This window comes from Ramlibacter monticola, assembly GCF_016722785.1.
GTDB lineage: Bacteria > Pseudomonadota > Gammaproteobacteria > Burkholderiales > Burkholderiaceae_C > Ramlibacter > Ramlibacter monticola.
The window spans coordinates 68,029-85,554 of sequence record NZ_JAEQNE010000008.1; the positions used below are offsets into that span (position 1 = coordinate 68,029).

The following is a 17,526-nucleotide window of genomic DNA, read 5'->3' on the forward strand; positions in this document are numbered from 1 at the left end:
CAAACGTCGAGGTGGCGCTCAGGCCACCGGCAGGTAGCGCACGGCGAGCACGCCGTCGATCGCGCGGATGGTCTCGAGCACCGAAGGATCCACCGCGCTGTCCACGTCCACCAGCGTGTACGCCATGTCACCGCGCGACTTGTTGACCATGTTGTGGATGTTCAGCCCCGCCTGCGCCATGGCGGTGGAGATCTGGCCCAGCATGTTGGGCACGTTGGAATTGGCGATCGCGACGCGCCAGTTCGATTCGCGCGCCATGGTCACCTGCGGGAAGTTGACGGCATTGCGGATGTTGCCGTGCTCCAGGAAGTCGCGCAGCTGGTCGGCCACCATGCGTGCGCAGTTCTCCTCCGCTTCGCGGGTCGAGGCGCCCAGGTGCGGGAACGCGATCACCTGCGGATGCCGCAGGATCGCGCGGTTCGGGAAGTCGCACACGTAGGCGCCCAGCCGGCGCGCGTCGAGCGCCGCGACCACGGCAGCGTCGTCGGCCACGCCCTCGCGCGAGAAATTGAGCAGCACGCCGTCGGCGCGCATGAGGCGCAGCCGGTCGGCGTTCACCAGGTGGCGCGTCGCCTCGACCAGCGGCACGTGCAGGGTGACCAGCTGCGCGTTGCGCAGGACGTCCTCCACGCTCGCCGCACGCTGCACCTGCGACGGCAGGCTCCAGGCCGCATCGACGGTGATGTCGGGGTCATAGCCCAGCACGTGCATGCCCAGCTTGATGGCCGCGTCGGCGACGAGGCAGCCCACCTTGCCGAGGCCGATGACGCCCAGCGTCTGGTTGGCCAGCTCGAAGCCGGCGAAGGGCTTCTTGCCCTCCTCGATCGCCTTGTCCAGGCCGTCCGCCCCATCGAGCTGCGCCACGAAGTGCTGCGCGGCACCGAGGCGGCGCGCCGCCATCAGCATGCCGGCCAGCACGAGTTCCTTCACCGCGTTGGCGTTCGCACCGGGCGTGTTGAAGACCGGCACGCCTCGCGCGTTGAGCGCCTGCACGGGGATGTTGTTGGTGCCCGCGCCGGCGCGGCCGATGGCCAGCACCGAGGCGGGGATCGCCATGGAATGCATGTCCGCCGAGCGGACCAGGATCGCGTCGGGTTCGGCGAGGTCCTTGCCCGTCAGATAGCGGCCAGCGGGCAGCCGCTCGAGACCAGCCTTCGAGATCTGGTTGAGGACCAGGACTGCGAAGGACGCCTTGTCAGCCATGCCGGGACTCGAACTCCTTCATGTACTGCACCAGCGCCTGCACGCCCTCGATCGGCATCGCGTTGTAGATGGAGGCGCGCATGCCGCCCACCGAACGATGGCCCTTGAGCTGCAGCATGCCCCGCTGCTCCGCGCCCTTGAGGAAGGCGTCGTTGTGCGACTCGTCGTTCAGCCAGAACGGCACGTTCATGAGCGAGCGGTCCTCCTTGGCGATCGGGTTGCGGTAGAAGCTGCTGGTCTCGAGGAAATCGTACAGGACATTCGCCTTGGCGAGGTTGTGCGCCTCCATCGCCGCCAGCCCGCCCATCTTCTTCACGTGCCGGAACACCAGGCCCGCGACGTAGATGGCGTACGTCGGGGGTGTGTTGTACATGGAATCCGCCTCGGCCTGCAATTGGTAGTTGAAGGCGGATGGCGTGATGGCCAGCGCGTGGCCCAGCAGGTCCTCTCGCACGATCACCATCGTCAGCCCCGAGGGCCCCATGTTCTTCTGGGCGCCGGCGTAGATCAGGCCGTACTTGCGCACGTCGATGCGGCGCGACAGGATGTCCGACGACATGTCGGCCACCAGCGGCACGCTGCCGGTATCCGGCGTCCAGTGGAACTGCACCCCGCCGATGGTCTCGTTGGAGCAGATGTGCACGTAGGCGGCGCCCGGGTCCAGCTTCCATTCGGACTGACTGGGCACCGCCGTGAACTTGCTCGCGGCGGCCGTGGCAGCCACATGGACCTGGCCGTAGGTCGCGGCTTCCTTGGCGGACTTCTTCGACCAGTCGCCGGTCAGCACGTAGTCGGCACGGCCGGTGCGGCCGATCAGGTTCATCGGCACGATGGCGTTCTCGCCGATGGCGCCGCCCTGCATGAAGAGCACCTTGTAGCTGGACGGGATGTCCATCAGCTCGCGGAAGTTGGCCTCCGCCTCGGCGTGGATCGAGATGAATTCCTTGCCGCGGTGGCTCATCTCCATGACCGACATGCCGGTGCCCTGCCAATCGAGCATCTCGTCGGCGGCCTGGCGCAGGACGGGTTCGGGCAGCACGGCGGGACCGGCACTGAAGTTGAAGACGCGGCTCATGGGGATCGTTTCTCTCTATCTCGCAGGGGAAGGCAGGGCGCGGGCGCGCCGGGACCTGCCAGCATACAAGATGACCGGGACCCCCTCCCGGCGCGGGCCACTGCCGCGCGGCGCGCCCGGAGCGCGTCTACCATGCCACCCATGGACTCACGCGTCGCCCCGCGCCCCTTCGGCGAGCACCTGCGCCACTGGCGCCTGCGCCGCCGCATGAGCCAGCTCGAACTCGCCCACGAGGCCGAGGTTTCGACCCGGCACCTGAGCTTCGTGGAGACGGGACGCTCCGTGCCGAGCCGCGAGATGGTGCTGCGCCTGGCGGAGCGGCTCGCCGTGCCGCTGCGCGAGCGCAATGCCCTGCTGGTCGCGGCCGGCTACGCGCCCATGTACCGGGAGCGGCCGCTGGACGACCCCGCCCTTGCGGCGGCGCGCGAGGCGGTGCAGCGCATCCTGCGCAGCCAGGAGCCGTATCCCGCCCTGGCGGTCGACCGGCACTGGAACCTGGTGGCGTCGAACTCCATGATCCGGCACCTGCTGGCGGGCATCGATCCGGCGCTGCTGCAGCCGCCCGTGAACGTCCTGCGCCTGAGCCTGCACCCGCAGGGGCTGGCGCCGCGGATCGTCAACCTGGGGCAATGGCGGCACCACCTGTTCGAGCGCTTGCGGCAGCAGGTGCAGGTGACGGCCGATGACTACCTGCAGCAACTTGAACAGGAGTTGCGCGCCTATCCCGTCGCGCCGGAAGCGGAAGCGCCGCGCCTGCCCGGCGAGGTCCTGGGGGTCGCGATGCCGCTCCAGTTGCGCTCGCCGGGCGGCGTGCTGTGTTTCATCAGCACCGTGACCGTGTTCGGCACGCCGCTGGACGTCACCCTGCAGGAGATCGCGCTGGAAACGTTCTTCCCGGTGGACGCGGCCACCGCCGACGCCCTGCGGCGGATCGCAGCGGCCGACGCGGCCCCGGGCTAGAGCACGTGGCAGGTCAGGCAGAGGGCGCTGCGGGTGTTGCTGATGCGCAGGAACAGGGCCCTGTCGGTGTGCGGGTCATGGCAGCTGGCGCACTCCACGAACGGCTCGGCGACGGACTGCCCGGTGTAGCCGTCGGAGCGCGTGCGGGTGTACAGGCTCAGGTCCGTCTTGCGGCGCGTTCCGGTCCCACCCCCCTCGGTTTCGACCCACCAGATGCGCACCTCGTTCAGCACCCCGGTCTGGGGCGCCCGGAAGTCGGGGTTCCGGGTCGGCGCACTCGGCGCGGTTTCCGTGAGTCCGCCGCCGCCGTACTGCACGCCGACCGGGTGATCGTCGCGCAGGTCGGTCCCGACGCTGCTGACCGCGCCGATGATCGGCTCCGACTGGAGTGGATACGCCCCGGCCCTCAGGAGCGACCCGGACGAAGTGGAATTGATGACCGCGCTCATGGCCTGCGTCCCGTCGTGGCAGGACAGGCAGACGAGCGAAACCGACCCGACCGGCGCCACCTGGCCGGTCATGGTGGAAGTCCCCAGCGAGTCGTAGCTCCGGTACGTCGAGGGGGACCGCAAGGTGAGGTTCCACTGAGGCACCAGGGCCGTCGCCTCGGCGCCCATGGGCGTGTGGCAGAAAACGCAGAGCTCACGGGGATCGGAGGGCAGGTACCCCGGCCCGCTGCTCGTGAGATTGTGCTTGGAGTTGCTGAGCTGCGCACCGATCGGGAGCGCAGCCACTGCGAGGGCGATGCCCAATGCCGAGACCAGCGCGCGGCCGGAGGGGTTGCGAAGCATACGGGAGCTCAGGAAGCCACGTGCGGATCGATCAGGAGGACGACCGAACGCCGCCGCAGAGGTAACAACGAAGGTATAGCAACGGCGAAACTCCCGTCAAGGCCGGATGGCGCATCCCGGTGCGCCTGGAACCTGCGAATTGCCTGTTCGGATTGTGCGCCATCGATGTCCACCTCGACTTGAGGGATATCAGCGTTTCGCCTCGAAGGCGGAACGGCCCGCCACTTCACGAAGCGTGCCTCACGTCCGCGCCGGCAGGGCTCCCCCCTCGACCTCCACGACGTGGATCTGGCTCTCGAAGGCCCGCAGGCGCTTGTAGACCGAGATCAGTTCCACGATGGTGCTCCAGCTGTACACGAGGTACTGGAAGGACTCCGTCACCTTGTCGAAGGCGCGCGAGATCTGCTGCATCACGCCCAGGGTGATCACGCCCGCCACCACCGTGGGGCCCAGGGCGATCAGCGGCACCAGCACGCTCACCTGCAGGTAGGACCACTTCACCACGTCGAAGTACAGGTAGTGGAAGAACAGCCGGAAGTAGTTGCGGCGCACCTCCTGGAACAGCGAGGTCACCACCGGCTGCTGCGCCCGCGCGGCATCGTCCTCGCCGTACACCAGTTCCTTGCGGTAGGCCGCCTCGCGCCGCTGGTTCTGGAATTGCAGGCCCGGCAGCAGGATGCCGGTGAATGCCAGCACCACGGTGCCGAACACCGCCCAGCCGATCGAGACCCACACCAGCGAATGCGGGATCGATCCCACGATCGGCAGCTGCGTGATCTGGTCCGACAGCGTCCACAGGATGGGCACGAAGGCAGCCAGCGTCATGACGCTGCGCACCAGGTCCACGCCCAGGCCTTCCATGATGCTGGCGAAGCGCATCGTGTCTTCCTGCACGCGCTGCGCCGCGCCCTCGATGCCGCGCAGCCGTTCCCAGTACTGGATGTAGTAGTCGTTCATCGCCTGGCGCCAGCGGAAGATGTAGTGCTTGACGAAGAAGTCGACGAACACGGCGACGATCACGTAGATCATCGCGATGTGCAGGAAGGTGGAGAGCTGGCCCCAGAACTGCGGCAGCGTCACGCTGCCCTTGCTGCCCAGCGCCTTCTGCACCAGGTCGTAGAAGCTGCCGAACCAGTCGTTGATCTGCACGTCCAGCTGCACCCGGTACCAGGTGGTGAAGAGGATCAGGATCGTCCCCAGGATGGACCACGACCACCAGCGACGGGTAAGGAAGAAGGAACGGAACATCGGAGGCCTCTTGGTTCTTGCGTGCGCATGCTACCGGCTGCGCGCCTCCGGCGGGTGCCGACGAGTCGCTCGTCGCCTGCAAACACTGTCCGCTGTCGCGCACGCTCCGGGGGGCGCAAACCCCACTCCGGTGCCCCGGCGGCTGGGGCGACCATGGGGATCGCATCACCTGCACTGCATCCCAGTGCCGCGCGGGAGACGGGTTCACGCACCCACCGTGCGCAAGCACGGGCCGGCAGCGGTTGGCATTTCAAAGCAGGGATGAATGATGAAAAACACGATCGGAACATTGAAGGTGGCGCTGCTCTCCGCAGCTCTCGTGAGCGCGCTCGGCATGGCATGGAGCCCGGCGGTTTACGCGGACGGCGGCGGCGCCGGTGCGGGAGCGGGTAGCGGTGGAGGAGGCAGCGGCGGCGGTGGCAGCGGCGGCGGCGGCGGTGGCAGCGGCGGTGGCAGCGGCGGTGGTGGCAGCGGCGGTGGTGGCAGCGGCGGCGGTGGCAGCGGCGGTGGCAGCGGCGGCGGTGGCAGCGGCGGTGGTGGCAGCGGCGGTGGTGGCAGCGGCGGCGGTGGCAGCGGCAGCGGCGGCGGTGGCAGCGGCAGCGGCGGTGGTGGCAGCGGCAGCGGCGGTGGTGGCAGCGGCAGCGGCGGTGGCGGCAGCGGCGGCGGTAGCGGAAGCGGCGGCGGCGATGGAGGCGGCGGCGGTGGAAGCGGCGGCGGTGGAAGTGGCAGCGGCGGTGGAAGCGGTAGCGGCGGTGGAAGCGGTAGCGGCGGTGGAAGCGGTAGCGGCGGCGGAAGCAGCGGCGGCGGTGGAAGCGGTAGCGGCGGCGGAAGCAGCGGCGGTGGTGGGGGCAGCGGGAGCGGCGGCGGTGCTAGCAGCGGCGGTAGCCCCGGCGGCCACGGCGGCGGCGACACCGGCGGCCACGGCGGCGGCGACACCGGCGGCCACGGCGGCGGCGACACCGGCCACGGCGGCGGCGACACCGGCGGCCATGGCGGCGGCGACACCGGCCACGGCGGCGGCGACACCGGCGGCCACGGCGGCGGCGACACCGGCGGCCATGGCGGCGGCGACACCGGCCACGGCGGCGGTGACAACGGCGGCCATGGCGGCGGCGACACCGGCCACGGCGGCGGCGACAACGGCGGCCACGGCGGCGGCGACACCGGCCACGGCGGCGGTGACAACGGCGGTCATGGCGGCGGCGACACCGCCCACGGCGGCGGCGACAACGGCGGCCACGGCGGCGACACCGGCCACGGCGGCGGTGACAACGGCGGCCACGGCGGCGGCGACACCGGCCACGGTGGCGTCACCCCAGGCGGCGGTACCCCGGGCGGCGGCACGACCGCTGGCGGCACCCCGGGTGGGACACCCGTCGGCGGCGGTCCGGGCACCCCCGGACCGGGCGGAGCGCCTGCAACGACAGTCGCCCTGCCTGGGTTGATCGTTCCTGGCGGCCCTGGCGGCCCAGGCGGCACTGGAGTCGCTGGCGCCCCTGCGGGTGCGGTCGCGGTAACGCCGGCCACGGTGCTCGTGCCTTCGCCAGCCCTGAGCGGGATCCCCGCGGGCTCGCCGGGCGCAACGGGCACCGCACTGGGTGGCGCGCCGGCAGCCGCAGGCAACGCGGCGCTCGGCAGCGGGACGGCGGCATCGTCCGCCGCGACGATGGACAAGGCACCCGCGAAGCGCCTGGCCAGGAAGGCCGACCGCAACTAAAGGCGGCGGCAAAGAAAGAAGCGGCCCGCGGGCCGCTTCTTTCCGTTCAGCGCAGCGCCGTCAAGCCGTCACTTCCTTCGCCGCTTCCGCGTATTCCGCGATCTGGTCGAAGTTCATGTAGCGGTACACCTTGCCGGCTTCCTTGTTGATCACGCCCACGTCGGCGTGGTACTCCGCCACCGTCGGGATGGGGCCCAGCTTGGAGGCGATCGCCGCCAGTTCCGGGGAGGCCAGGAACACACCAGCGCCGGGTCAGGAAGAAGGAGCGGAACATTTTCTGCTTTGCCTTTTCTGCAGATGTCGTGCCGCGCACGCTACCGGTTCCCGCCAGCTCCTGGCACGCACGCCTGGGCCGTCAGGCGCCACCGCAGTGTCAGGCATCCCGCACAGGAACTGCGGCCTGGTACCGACTGCGCCCACGTGGCTGCACGGCAGCATGAAAGAACTCAGAGCGCAGGAGCAATCTATGAGATCGAAGTTCAGCAATTGGCATGCCGTCCTGCTGGCGGCTGCCTTGGGTAGTGCGATGGGCGTTGCGTCCGCCGAGGGCGTCGGAGCGAGCACCGGCGGCAGCGCCGCCACCCCGGTCAGCCCGGGCAGCACGGACGCCACGATGGCCGCCGCCACGACGGGCGCGACCGAGCACGTGCAAGGCAGTCCCGGCACGCAGAGCGGTCCCGCCGTGATGGCCGGCAGCGGCCCCACCATCATGGGCGCCAGCAGCGGCAAGGGCAGCTTCGCCATTCCCGGGCGGCAGTACTCCATCATCACGAGCCGCACCGCGATCGACACGACCGGCCTGAGCGGCACGCAGTTGCGCGAGCTGGAGCGCCACCTGGCCCTCCGCTGACCGGCACGAAGAAAAAAAGCGGCCCGCGGGCCGCTTTTTTCATGGGGCAGCGACGGTCAGACCGTCACTTCCTTCGCCGTCTCCGCGTATTCCGCGATCTGGTCGAAGTTCATGTAGCGGTACACCTTGCCGGCGTCCTTGTTGATCACGCCCATGTCGGCGTGGTACTCGGTCACCGTGGGGATGCGGCCCAGCTTGGACGCGATCGCCGCCAGCTCCGCCGAAGCGAGGAACACGTTGGTGTTCTTGCCCAGGCGGTTCGGGAAGTTGCGGGTGGAGGTGGAGACGACGGTCGCGCCTTCCTTCACCTGCGCCTGGTTGCCCATGCACAGCGAGCAGCCGGGCATCTCGGTGCGCGCGCCGGCGCCGCCGAAGTTGGCGTAGTGGCCTTCGCGGGTCAGCTGCTCCTGGTCCATCTTGGTCGGCGGGGCCACCCACAGCTTCACCGGGATGTCGCGCTTGCCTTCCAGCAGCGTGGACGCCGCGCGGAAGTGGCCGATGTTGGTCATGCAGGAACCGATGAAGGCCTCGTCGATCTTCGTGTTCTGCACGACGGACAGCGGCTTCACGTCGTCCGGGTCGTTGGGGCAGCACAGCAGCGGCTCGGTGATCGTGTTCATGTCGATCTCGATCACGGCGGCGTACTCGGCGTCCTTGTCGGCGGACAGCAGGTCCGGCTTGGCCAGCCAGGCTTCCACCGCCTTGATGCGACGCTCCAGCGAACGCTTGTCGGCGTAGCCCTGGGCGATCATGTTCTTCATCAGGACGACGTTCGACTGCAGGTACTCCTGCACCGGCTCCTTGTTCAGCTTGACCGTGCAGCCGGCGGCGGAGCGCTCGGCGGAGGCGTCGGACAGCTCGAAGGCCTGTTCCACCTTCAGGTCCGGCAGGCCCTCGATCTCGAGGATGCGGCCGGAGAAGATGTTCTTCTTGCCCTCCTTGGCGACCGTCAGCAGGCCCTTCTGGATGGCGAAGTAGGGGATCGCGTGCACCAGGTCGCGCAGCGTGATGCCCGGCTGCATCTGGCCGCTGAAGCGCACCAGCACGGACTCGGGCATGTCCAGCGGCATCACGCCGGTGGCGGCGGCGAAGGCCACCAGGCCGGAGCCGGCCGGGAAGGAGATGCCGATCGGGAACCGCGTGTGGCTGTCGCCGCCGGTGCCCACGGTGTCGGGCAGCAGCAGGCGGTTGAGCCAGGAGTGGATCACGCCGTCGCCGGGGCGCAGGGCAACGCCGCCGCGGTTGCTGATGAAGGCGGGCAGCTCGCGGTGGGTCTTCACGTCCACCGGCTTCGGGTAGGCCGCCGTGTGGCAGAACGACTGCATCACCATGTCGGCGGAGAAGCCCAGGCAGGCCAGGTCCTTCAGCTCGTCGCGGGTCATCGGGCCGGTGGTGTCCTGGCTGCCGACGGTCGTCTGGCGGGGCTCGCAGTAGGTGCCGGGGCGCACGCCCTTGCCTTCCGGCAGGCCGCAGGCGCGGCCGACCATCTTCTGCGCCAGCGTGTAGCCCTTGCCGGAATCGACCGGCGCCTTGGGCAGGCGGAAGGTGGTGGACGCGGTCAGGCCCAGGAAGGCGCGCGCGTTGGCCGTCAGCGAGCGGCCGATGATCAGGTTGATGCGGCCGCCGGCGCGCACTTCGTCGAACAGCACGTCGGACTTCAGCGCGAAGCGCGTGACGACCTGGCCGTCCTTCTGGATCGTGCCCTCGTAGGGGAAGATGTCGATCACGTCGCCCATCTCGAAGTTCGAGACGTCGACTTCGATCGGCAGCGCGCCGGAGTCTTCCTGCGTGTTGTAGAAGATCGGGGCGATCTTGCCGCCCAGCGTGACGCCGCCGAAACGCTTGTTCGGCACGAAGGGGATGTCCTGGCCGGTGGCCCAGATCACGCTGTTGGTGGCGGACTTGCGCGAGGAGCCGGTGCCGACCACGTCGCCCACGTAGGCGACCTGGTGGCCCTTCTTCTTCAGGTCCTCGATGAACTGGATCGGGCCGCGCTTGCCCTCTTCTTCCGGCTTGAAGGCGGCACCCGGGCGGCTGTTCTTCAGCATCGCCAGCGTGTGCAGCGGGATGTCGGGACGCGACCAGGCGTCCGGGGCGGGCGACAGGTCGTCGGTGTTGGTCTCGCCGGGCACCTTGAACACGGTGACCGTGATCTTCTGCGGCACTTCCGGACGGCTGGTGAACCACTCGGCGTCGGCCCAGGACTGGATCACCTGCTTCGCGAACGCGTTCCCCGCCTTGGCCTTCTCCGCCACGTCGTGGAAGTAGTCGAACATCAGCAGGGTCTTCTTCAGGCCGTCGGCGGCGATCTGCGCGACGTCCGGGTCGTCCAGCAGGTCGATCAGCGGCTTCACGTTGTAGCCGCCGACCATCGTGCCGAGCAGTTCGGTGGCTTTCGCCTTGCCGATGGCGCCCACGGCGAGGTCCCCATGCGCAACCGCGGCCAGGAAGCTGGCCTTGACCTTGGCGGCGTCGTCCACGCCCGGCGGCACGCGATGGGTCAGCAGGTCCAGCAGGAAGGCTTCTTCCTTGGCCGGAGCCGACTTGATCAGTTCGATCAGGTCGGCCGCCTGCTTCGCCGACAGCGGCAGCGGCGGGATGCCGAGCGCGGCGCGCTCGGCAACGTGTTCAACGTAGGCTTGCAACATGGGGGTTCACTCTCCGATTAAAGGGCTGTCATTTGGCCGACTCCAGCAGGTTGACCGGCTTCATGTTCTTGGCGAAGTCCGCCTGCTCGGGGCTCTGGCATTCGTCCGCGAGACGCTTGCCTTCCTTCTGGTTCATCAGCATGGACTTGTTGGCCAGCTGCAGCCACAGGGCGCCGCGGGCCGGGTCCTCCAGGCGGAGCGCGCCAGTGCGGCTCTCCACCGGATGCATCACGTACTTGTAGATGCCGCGCGAGACGAAGAAATAGCCTTCGCGCTTCATCGGCTTGATCGTCACCTTGGCACCCAGCTCGCACTGGATCTCGCCGACGAACACCTGCTTGGCGAGGGCCCGTTCCGCGTCGGTCAGCTTGTCGGCGGGGTTGAAATCCTCGGTGGGCGTGGCCTCCTCGATGGCCTGGCGCTTCGTCGGCGCGGGTGCCTTCTTCACCGGTACGGGCTTCTTCGCCTGCGCCTTGTCGGCCGTCTGCGGTGCAGACTGCGCGAAAGCGGCAGTAGCGAACAAGGCGGTCACGATCGAGGCAATCAGCAACTTCATCAGATCTCTCCGTTGGACTGGGAGCGCGCGAACCATTCGCGCGCTTCGTCGGGCAGGGGCCGCCCCGTCTGGTGTGCCCTCTCCAGCACATGCCAGTAGTAGCGGTAGCTCGCCCTGTCCTCCAGTTTGCCGTCGAAGCTGATCGGCGCCCATTCGGCCTGCTCTGCGGCACGGAGAAGTTGTGACGCCTTGTGTATTTCGTTTTTCGAGGGTGCGAACAATTCCACGATCGACCTGATCTGGTCGGGGTGGATGCTCCACATTCGCGTGTAACCGAACTCGTTGGCTGCGCGCGACGCCGCGGCGCGGAACGCCCGTTGGTCGCGGAACTCCGTGACCACGCCATGGGAAGGCACTTTGCCGTGGGCGTGGCAGGCCGACGAGATCTCCAGCTTGGCGCGCACCACCAGCGGGTGCGTGAACTGGCCCTGCACGCCCATGCCCTCCGACGGAATCGCGCCGCCGTGGGCCGAGACGAAGTCCATCAGGCCGAAGCTGAGGGACTGGATGCGCGGATGCGCGGCGATGTCGAAGGCGCGGTGCACCGCGGCGGGCGATTCGATCAGGCCCTGCAGCGGCAGCGCGCGTGCGCCGGCGGCGTCGAGCGCCCGCGCGGCGCGCTCGACGTCCTCGGGCCGCTCCACCTTCGGCAGCATGACGTGCACCAGCCGGTGGCCGGCCCGCCCCGCGATCGTGGCGATGTCGCTTTCGAACGCGGGATGGTCCACCGGGTGCACGCGCACCGCGACGCGCGCCTGCGGCTTCGCGTTCAGCGCCAGTTCCACCACCAGCGCGGCGTGCTCGGCCTCGCCGCCGACCGGCGCGCCGTCCTCGCAGTCGAGCGTGACGTCGAAGACGCAGGCGCCGAACTCCCGCGTCATCTCCTCCTGCAGCTGCAGGCTCTTGCGCATGCGCGCTTCGACACCGCTGTAGTGGTCGCACACCGGCAGGGTGCCGGTGCGCGCCTGGGCGCCGAGGAGGATCTCGCGGGGGTGGGCCACAGGGCGGCTTACAGCAGGTGGGCGACGCCCTGCTGCTCTTCCTGCAGTTCCTTCAGCGTCAGGTTGATGCGCTCCTGCGAGAAGGCGTCGATCTCCAGGCCCTTGACCACTTCGTACTTGCCGTCCTTGGTGGTGACGGGGAAGCCGAACATGGTGTCCTTGGGGATGCCGTAGTCGCCGTTGGACGGGATGCCCATGGTGACCCACTTGCCGTTGGAGCCCAGGGCCCAGTCGCGCATGTGGTCGATGGCGGCGTTGGCGGCGGAAGCGGCGGACGACAGGCCGCGCGCCTCGATGATGGCGGCGCCGCGCTTGCCCACGGTGGGCAGGAAGGTGTCCTTGTTCCAGACCTGGTCGTTGATCAGGTCCTTCACGGGCTTGCCGTTCACGGTGGCGAAGCGGTAGTCGGCGTACATGGTGGGCGAGTGGTTGCCCCACACGGTCAGCTTCTCGATGTCCTTGACCTGGGTGCCGGTCTTGGCGGCAACCTGCGACAGCGCGCGGTTGTGGTCCAGGCGCAGCATGGCGGTGAAGTTCTCGCGCGGCAGGCTGGGCGCGCTCTTCATCGCGATGTAGGCGTTGGTGTTGGCGGGGTTGCCGACCACCAGCACCTTGACGTTGCGCGAGGCGACCTTGTCGAGCGCCTTGCCCTGGGCCGTGAAGATCTGGGCGTTGGCGGACAGCAGGTCCTTGCGCTCCATGCCGGGGCCGCGCGGACGGGCGCCGACCAGAAGGGCGTAGTCGGTGTCCTTGAAGGCGGTCATGGGGTCGCTGTGCGCCTCCATGCCGGCCAGCAGCGGGAAGGCGCAGTCCTCCAGTTCCATCATCACGCCCTTGAGGGCCTTCTGGGCCTTCTCGTCGGGGATCTCCAGCAGCTGCAGGATCACGGGCTGGTCCTTGCCCAGCATCTCGCCGGAGGCGATGCGGAACAGCAGGGCGTAACCGATCTGGCCGGCGGCTCCGGTGACGGCAACGCGAACGGGCTTCTTGCTCATGGAAATCTCCGAATGGAAGTGATGGAACGGGAGTCGAGGGGGCGCGCGCGGGAATGCTCTTGCCCTGCGGGACAGCCGGCGAGTTTACCCGTAGAAACCCGGGGGCGTCAATTTGTCTTATGTCTTATATAAGATATGATTCGAGCTCACGCGCCGCGGTCCCGCGGCGCCTCCCCCCATGCCCTCCTCCATCCCGTCCACCGCCGAATCCGTACCCGCGGCCGACCCGGCCACGCCGGCCTTCAGCCCGCTGTACCAGCAGATCAAGGGCCTGATCCTGCAAAGCCTGCAGGCGGGCGAGTGGAAGCCGGGCGAGTCAATCCCGAGCGAGATGGAACTGGCCGCGCGCTTCCGCGTGAGCCAGGGCACCGTGCGCAAGGCGATCGACGAGCTCGCCGCCGAGAACCTGGTGGTGCGCCGCCAGGGCAAGGGCACCTTCGTGGCCACGCACGCCGAGCAGCACGTGCGCTACCGCTTCCTCAAGCTGGTGCCGGACACCGGCGAGCGCGAGGAAGGCCGCGCCGAGCGCGCCGTGCTCGAGTGCCGGCGCGTGCGCGCCAGCGCCGACGTCGCGCGCACCCTGCAGCTGCGCACGGGCGATTCCGTCGTGCAGGTGCGACGCGTGCTGTCCTTCGGCGGCGTGCCCACCATCCTGGAAGACATCTGGCTGCCGGGCAATGCCTTCAAGGGGCTCACGGCGGAACAGATGGCGGGCCACCAGGGCCCCACCTACGCGCTGTTCGAGCTCGCCTTCGGCGTGCGCATGGTGCGCGCCGAGGAGAAGATCCGCGCGGTGGCCGCCGACGGGCCGCAGGCCGCACTGCTGGCGCTCACGCCCGGAGCGCCGCTGCTCTCGGTGGAGCGGCTTTCCTATACGTACAACGACGTACCGATGGAGCTGCGCCGCGGCCTCTATCGCACCGACAGCCACCATTACCGCAACGACTTGAGCTAGCGCAAACGCCCCCGCCTTCGGGACAGCCCCAATTGCAACCTGGGAGTCAGCTTGCTCGGTTGAAATAGAATTTCGGGTTGTCCGCGCCCTCCTCCTCTCCCTACCTCCCCACGCGTATGCGCCATCCTGAAAGAAACAGACACATGCAAGAAGCCGCCGGGAAGCGACCTGAGTTCCGCAACATCAACGCGTTCAAGGACCTGCCGACGTACCGCCTCCCCGTGGCGGGCATCGTGTCGATCCTGCACCGCGTCAGCGGCGTGCTGATGTTCGTGCTGCTGCCGCTGATCATGTGGATCTTCGACAAGTCCATCTCGTCGGAGATCTCGTTCGCCCGCTTCCGCAGCGCCTTCAACACCGGCGCGGGCGGCGTCGTGCTCAAGCTGCTCGCGCTGGCGCTGATCTGGGCCTACCTGACCCACTTCTTCGCCGGGCTGCGCCACATCTGGAGCGATGTCAGCCACGCCGCCGTCAGCAAGCAAAACGGCGCGAAGACGGCCAAGGCCACGCTGGTCGCCAGCCTGGTGCTCACCGTCATCCTGGGCGCGAAGCTGTTCGGCCTGTACTGAGAACCCGAGGAACCATCCAAATGGCAGTCAACTACGGCTCCCGCCGCACCGTCGTCGGTGCCCACTACGGCGTGCGCGACTGGCTCGCGCAGCGCGTCACCGGGGTCCTGATGGCCCTGTTCACCCTCATCGTGCTCGCCCAGCTGCTCCTGTTCCGCGGCGAGATCGGCTACGACAAGTGGGCCGGCATCTTCGCGCCCCAGCCGATGAAGATGCTCACCTTCGCCACCATCGTCGCCCTGCTGTACCACGTCTGGGTGGGCATGCGCGACGTGCTGATGGATTACGTGAAACCGGTGGGGATGCGCCTGGTCCTGCAGATCCTCGTCATCGTCTGGCTGCTCGGCTGCGCCGGCTGGGCCATCCAGGTCCTGTGGAGGGTTTGAAGAACATGGCATACACCAAGAGCAACATCACGACGCGCAAGTTCGACGTCGTCATCGTCGGCGCCGGCGGATCAGGCATGCGCGCCTCCCTGCAACTGTCCCTGGCCGGCCTGAACGTGGCCGTGCTGTCCAAGGTGTTCCCGACCCGCTCGCACACCGTGGCGGCGCAGGGCGGCATCGGCGCCTCCCTCGGCAACATGTCCGAGGACAACTGGCACTACCACTTCTACGACACGATCAAGGGCTCCGACTGGCTCGGCGACCAGGACGCGATCGAGTTCATGTGCCGCGAGGCGCCGAAGGTCGTGTACGAGCTCGAGCACTTCGGCATGCCGTTCGACCGCAACCCCGACGGCACGATCTACCAGCGCCCCTTCGGCGGCCACACGGCCAACTACGGCGAGAAGCCGGTGCAGCGTGCCTGCGCCGCGGCGGACCGCACCGGCCACGCCATGCTGCACACCCTGTACCAGCAGAACGTGCGCGCCCGCACCGCCTTCTTCGTCGAGTGGATGGCGCTGGACCTGATCCGCGACGCCGAGGGCGACGTGGTCGGCGTGACCGCGCTCGAGATGGAGACCGGCGACCTGCACGTGCTGCACGCCAAGACCGTGCTGCTGGCCACCGGCGGCGCCGGCCGCATCTTCCAGGCCTCCACCAACGCCTTCATCAACACCGGCGACGGCCTGGGCATGGCCGCCCGCGCCGGCATCCCGCTGGAAGACATGGAGTTCTGGCAGTTCCACCCGACCGGCGTGGCCGGCGCGGGCGTGCTGCTGACCGAAGGCTGCCGCGGCGAAGGCGCCATCCTGTTGAACAGCAACGGCGAGCGCTTCATGGAGCGCTACGCGCCCACGCTGAAGGACCTCGCCCCGCGCGACTTCGTCTCCCGCTCCATGGACCAGGAGATCAAGGAAGGCCGCGGCTGCGGCCCCAACAAGGACTACGTGCTGCTGAAGCTGGACCATCTTGGCGCCGAGACCATCCACAAGCGCCTGCCCTCGGTGTACGAGATCGGCGTGAACTTCGCCAACGTCGACATCACGCGCGAGCCGATCCCGGTCGTGCCCACCATCCACTACCAGATGGGCGGCATCCCGACCAACATCAACGGCCAGGTCGTGCTCCAGAAGGGCGGCAACGACAACGAGGCGCTCAACGGCCTCTACGCCGTGGGCGAGTGCTCCTGCGTGTCGGTGCACGGCGCCAACCGCCTGGGCACCAACTCGCTGCTGGACCTGCTGGTGTTCGGCAAGGCCGCCGGCAACCACATCGTCGAGTTCGCCAGCAGGACCAAGTCGCACAAGCCGCTGCCCGCGGACGCCGCCGAGCGTTCGATGGAGCGCCTCAACCGCCTGGACAACGCCACGACCGGCGAGTACGCGCAGGACGTCGCCAACGACATCCGCTCCACCATGCAGACGCACGCGGGCGTGTTCCGCACGCAGGCCAGCATGGACGAAGGCGTGCGCAAGATCGCCGCGGTGCGCGAGCGCGTGGGCGCCATCGGCCTGAAGGACAAGTCGCGCGTGTTCAACACGGCGCGCATCGAGGCGCTGGAAGTCGAGAACCTGATCGAAGCCGCGCAGGCCACGATGGTTTCGGCGGCCGCCCGCAGGGAATGCCGCGGCGCCCACACGGTGAGCGACTACGAGCGCCCGGCCGACGACGCGGTGGCGCCGCTCGGCCGCGACGACGCCAACTGGATGAAGCACACGCTGTGGTACAGCGAAGGCAGCCGCCTGGCGTACAAGCCCGTGAAGCTCAAGCCCCTGTCCGTGGAATCCGTGCCGCCCAAGGTCCGGACCTTCTAAGAGTTTTCGAGAGATTCAAGACATGCAAAAGCGCACCTTCCACATCTACCGCTACGACCCGGACAAGGACGACAAGCCGTACATGCAGACGGTGGAGATCGAGCTCGAGGGCAACGAGCGCATGCTGCTCGACGCCCTGATGAAGCTCAAGGCGGTGGACCCCACCATCGCCTACCGCCGCTCCTGCCGCGAGGGCGTCTGCGGCTCCGACGCCATGAACATCAACGGGAAGAACGGCCTGGCCTGCCTGACCAACCTGCGCACGCTGAAGGACCCGATCGTCCTGAAGCCGCTGCCGGGCCTGCCGGTGATCCGCGACCTGATCGTGGACATGACGCAGTTCTTCAAGCAGTACCACTCGATCAAGCCCTACCTCGTCAACGACACGATCCCGCCCGCCAAGGAGCGCCTGCAGTCGCCCGAGGAGCGCGAGGAGCTCAACGGCCTGTACGAGTGCATCCTGTGCGCCAGCTGCTCCACCAGCTGCCCCAGCTTCTGGTGGAACCCCGACAAGTTCGTCGGTCCCGCCGGCCTGCTGCAGGCCTACCGCTTCATCGCCGACAGCCGCGACGAGGCCACCGGCGAGCGGCTGGACAACCTGGAAGATCCGTACCGGCTGTTCAGGTGCCACACGATCATGAACTGCGTGGACGTCTGCCCCAAAGGCCTGAACCCCACCATGGCCATCGGCAAGATCAAGGAGCTGATGGTCCGCCGGGCTGTCTGACGCAGGTCAAAAGACATCTCACCCGGACCGG

16 protein-coding genes and 1 pseudogene are annotated in these 17,526 nt (G+C 68.5%); 7 read left to right on the top strand and 10 right to left on the bottom strand.

Annotation, left to right across the window (positions count from 1 at the left end):
* Positions 1 to 18: 18 nt before the first annotated feature.
* Both JJ685_RS24720 and serC read right to left on the bottom strand, forming a co-directional pair.
* Positions 19 to 1,203 (bottom strand): phosphoglycerate dehydrogenase, encoded by a 1,185-nt coding sequence (locus tag JJ685_RS24720; protein WP_201677038.1) that lies wholly within the window; start codon positions 1,201 to 1,203, stop codon positions 19 to 21.
* Positions 1,196 to 2,278 carry a 3-phosphoserine/phosphohydroxythreonine transaminase gene (serC, locus tag JJ685_RS24725; RefSeq protein ID WP_201677039.1) on the bottom strand — a complete coding sequence of 361 codons (1,083 nt, stop codon included), beginning with the start codon at positions 2,276 to 2,278 and terminating at the stop codon, positions 1,196 to 1,198. Before serC ends, JJ685_RS24720 begins: the two co-directional genes overlap by 8 nt.
* A 141-nt stretch (positions 2,279 to 2,419) precedes the next feature.
* Here serC and JJ685_RS24730 point away from each other — a divergent pair, with 141 nt between their 5' ends.
* A complete protein-coding gene (locus JJ685_RS24730; protein ID WP_236599258.1) occupies positions 2,420 to 3,238 on the top strand; it encodes a helix-turn-helix transcriptional regulator in 819 nt (272 codons plus the stop codon).
* Here JJ685_RS24730 and JJ685_RS24735 read toward each other — a convergent pair.
* From JJ685_RS24735 to JJ685_RS24750, 4 genes and pseudogenes are all read right to left on the bottom strand, one after another.
* Complete coding sequence (locus JJ685_RS24735; RefSeq protein ID WP_201677041.1) at positions 3,235 to 4,029, bottom strand: cytochrome c3 family protein; 795 nt, start codon at positions 4,027 to 4,029, stop codon at positions 3,235 to 3,237. The genes JJ685_RS24730 and JJ685_RS24735 overlap by 4 nt on opposite strands.
* A gap of 240 nt (positions 4,030 to 4,269) precedes the next feature.
* Positions 4,270 to 5,277 carry a peptide antibiotic transporter SbmA gene (gene sbmA / locus JJ685_RS24740; RefSeq protein ID WP_201677042.1) on the bottom strand — a complete coding sequence of 336 codons (1,008 nt, stop codon included), beginning with the start codon at positions 5,275 to 5,277 and terminating at the stop codon, positions 4,270 to 4,272.
* A gap of 250 nt (positions 5,278 to 5,527) precedes the next feature.
* Positions 5,528 to 6,580, bottom strand: coding sequence for a hypothetical protein (locus JJ685_RS24745; RefSeq protein WP_201677043.1), 1,053 nt, complete (start codon positions 6,578 to 6,580; stop codon positions 5,528 to 5,530).
* A 474-nt stretch (positions 6,581 to 7,054) separates the two neighbouring features.
* Positions 7,055 to 7,234 (bottom strand): annotated as a pseudogene (locus tag JJ685_RS24750) (hypothetical protein); the annotation flags it as partial.
* 226 nt (positions 7,235 to 7,460) lie between these two features.
* Between JJ685_RS24750 and JJ685_RS24755 the strand changes: the two are divergent.
* A complete protein-coding gene (locus JJ685_RS24755) occupies positions 7,461 to 7,844 on the top strand; it encodes a hypothetical protein (RefSeq protein ID WP_201677045.1) in 384 nt (127 codons plus the stop codon).
* Positions 7,845 to 7,900: 56 nt separating this feature from the next.
* Here JJ685_RS24755 and JJ685_RS24760 read toward each other — a convergent pair whose 3' ends face one another.
* Genes JJ685_RS24760 through JJ685_RS24775 form a run of 4 tightly spaced genes read right to left on the bottom strand, consistent with a single transcriptional unit; the run spans position 7,901 to position 13,044 of the window.
* The gene (locus JJ685_RS24760; RefSeq protein WP_201677046.1) at positions 7,901 to 10,492 is read right to left on the bottom strand and encodes a bifunctional aconitate hydratase 2/2-methylisocitrate dehydratase; all 2,592 of its coding nucleotides are present in this window, start codon (positions 10,490 to 10,492) and stop codon (positions 7,901 to 7,903) included.
* Between the two features lie 28 nt (positions 10,493 to 10,520).
* Complete coding sequence (locus JJ685_RS24765; RefSeq protein WP_201677047.1) at positions 10,521 to 11,048, bottom strand: hypothetical protein; 528 nt, start codon at positions 11,046 to 11,048, stop codon at positions 10,521 to 10,523.
* On the bottom strand, positions 11,048 to 12,049 hold the full coding sequence (locus tag JJ685_RS24770; RefSeq protein ID WP_330901837.1) for an HpcH/HpaI aldolase/citrate lyase family protein: 1,002 nt from the start codon (positions 12,047 to 12,049) through the stop codon (positions 11,048 to 11,050). The genes JJ685_RS24765 and JJ685_RS24770 overlap by 1 nt, the downstream gene beginning before the upstream one ends.
* A gap of 8 nt (positions 12,050 to 12,057) precedes the next feature.
* Positions 12,058 to 13,044, bottom strand: coding sequence for a malate dehydrogenase (locus tag JJ685_RS24775; protein ID WP_201677048.1), 987 nt, complete (start codon positions 13,042 to 13,044; stop codon positions 12,058 to 12,060).
* Between the two features lie 178 nt (positions 13,045 to 13,222).
* On the opposite strand from JJ685_RS24775, the gene JJ685_RS24780 reads away from it, so the two are divergent.
* The 5 genes from JJ685_RS24780 to JJ685_RS24800 all read left to right on the top strand — a co-directional run bounded on the left by JJ685_RS24780 (position 13,223) and on the right by JJ685_RS24800 (position 17,495).
* A complete protein-coding gene (locus JJ685_RS24780; RefSeq protein ID WP_201677049.1) occupies positions 13,223 to 13,999 on the top strand; it encodes a GntR family transcriptional regulator in 777 nt (258 codons plus the stop codon).
* Between the two features lie 143 nt (positions 14,000 to 14,142).
* Positions 14,143 to 14,568: a succinate dehydrogenase, cytochrome b556 subunit gene (gene sdhC / locus JJ685_RS24785; RefSeq protein ID WP_201677050.1), complete on the top strand. Its 426-nt coding sequence runs from the start codon at positions 14,143 to 14,145 to the stop codon at positions 14,566 to 14,568.
* Positions 14,569 to 14,588: 20 nt separating this feature from the next.
* Positions 14,589 to 14,954: a succinate dehydrogenase, hydrophobic membrane anchor protein gene (gene sdhD / locus JJ685_RS24790; RefSeq protein WP_201677051.1), complete on the top strand. Its 366-nt coding sequence runs from the start codon at positions 14,589 to 14,591 to the stop codon at positions 14,952 to 14,954.
* A gap of 5 nt (positions 14,955 to 14,959) precedes the next feature.
* Positions 14,960 to 16,768, top strand: coding sequence for a succinate dehydrogenase flavoprotein subunit (sdhA, locus tag JJ685_RS24795; protein WP_201677052.1), 1,809 nt, complete (start codon positions 14,960 to 14,962; stop codon positions 16,766 to 16,768).
* A 22-nt stretch (positions 16,769 to 16,790) separates the two neighbouring features.
* Complete coding sequence (locus JJ685_RS24800) at positions 16,791 to 17,495, top strand: succinate dehydrogenase iron-sulfur subunit (RefSeq protein ID WP_201677053.1); 705 nt, start codon at positions 16,791 to 16,793, stop codon at positions 17,493 to 17,495.
* Positions 17,496 to 17,526 lie beyond the last annotated feature (31 nt).

Bases quoted from the DNA above. Each gene is read 5' to 3' on its own strand.
- JJ685_RS24720 (WP_201677038.1), bottom strand. From the start codon at position 1,203: ATGGCTGACAAGGCGTCCTTCGCAGTCCTGGTCCTCAACCAGATCTCG.
- serC (WP_201677039.1), bottom strand. From the start codon at position 2,278: ATGAGCCGCGTCTTCAACTTCAGTGCCGGTCCCGCCGTGCTGCCCGAA.
- JJ685_RS24730 (WP_236599258.1), top strand. From the start codon at position 2,420: ATGGACTCACGCGTCGCCCCGCGCCCCTTCGGCGAGCACCTGCGCCAC.
- JJ685_RS24735 (WP_201677041.1), bottom strand. From the start codon at position 4,029: ATGCTTCGCAACCCCTCCGGCCGCGCGCTGGTCTCGGCATTGGGCATC.
- sbmA (WP_201677042.1), bottom strand. From the start codon at position 5,277: ATGTTCCGTTCCTTCTTCCTTACCCGTCGCTGGTGGTCGTGGTCCATC.
- JJ685_RS24755 (WP_201677045.1), top strand. From the start codon at position 7,461: ATGAGATCGAAGTTCAGCAATTGGCATGCCGTCCTGCTGGCGGCTGCC.
- JJ685_RS24760 (WP_201677046.1), bottom strand. From the start codon at position 10,492: ATGTTGCAAGCCTACGTTGAACACGTTGCCGAGCGCGCCGCGCTCGGC.
- JJ685_RS24765 (WP_201677047.1), bottom strand. From the start codon at position 11,048: ATGAAGTTGCTGATTGCCTCGATCGTGACCGCCTTGTTCGCTACTGCC.
- JJ685_RS24775 (WP_201677048.1), bottom strand. From the start codon at position 13,044: ATGAGCAAGAAGCCCGTTCGCGTTGCCGTCACCGGAGCCGCCGGCCAG.
- JJ685_RS24780 (WP_201677049.1), top strand. From the start codon at position 13,223: ATGCCCTCCTCCATCCCGTCCACCGCCGAATCCGTACCCGCGGCCGAC.
- sdhC (WP_201677050.1), top strand. From the start codon at position 14,143: ATGCAAGAAGCCGCCGGGAAGCGACCTGAGTTCCGCAACATCAACGCG.
- sdhD (WP_201677051.1), top strand. From the start codon at position 14,589: ATGGCAGTCAACTACGGCTCCCGCCGCACCGTCGTCGGTGCCCACTAC.
- sdhA (WP_201677052.1), top strand. From the start codon at position 14,960: ATGGCATACACCAAGAGCAACATCACGACGCGCAAGTTCGACGTCGTC.
- JJ685_RS24800 (WP_201677053.1), top strand. From the start codon at position 16,791: ATGCAAAAGCGCACCTTCCACATCTACCGCTACGACCCGGACAAGGAC.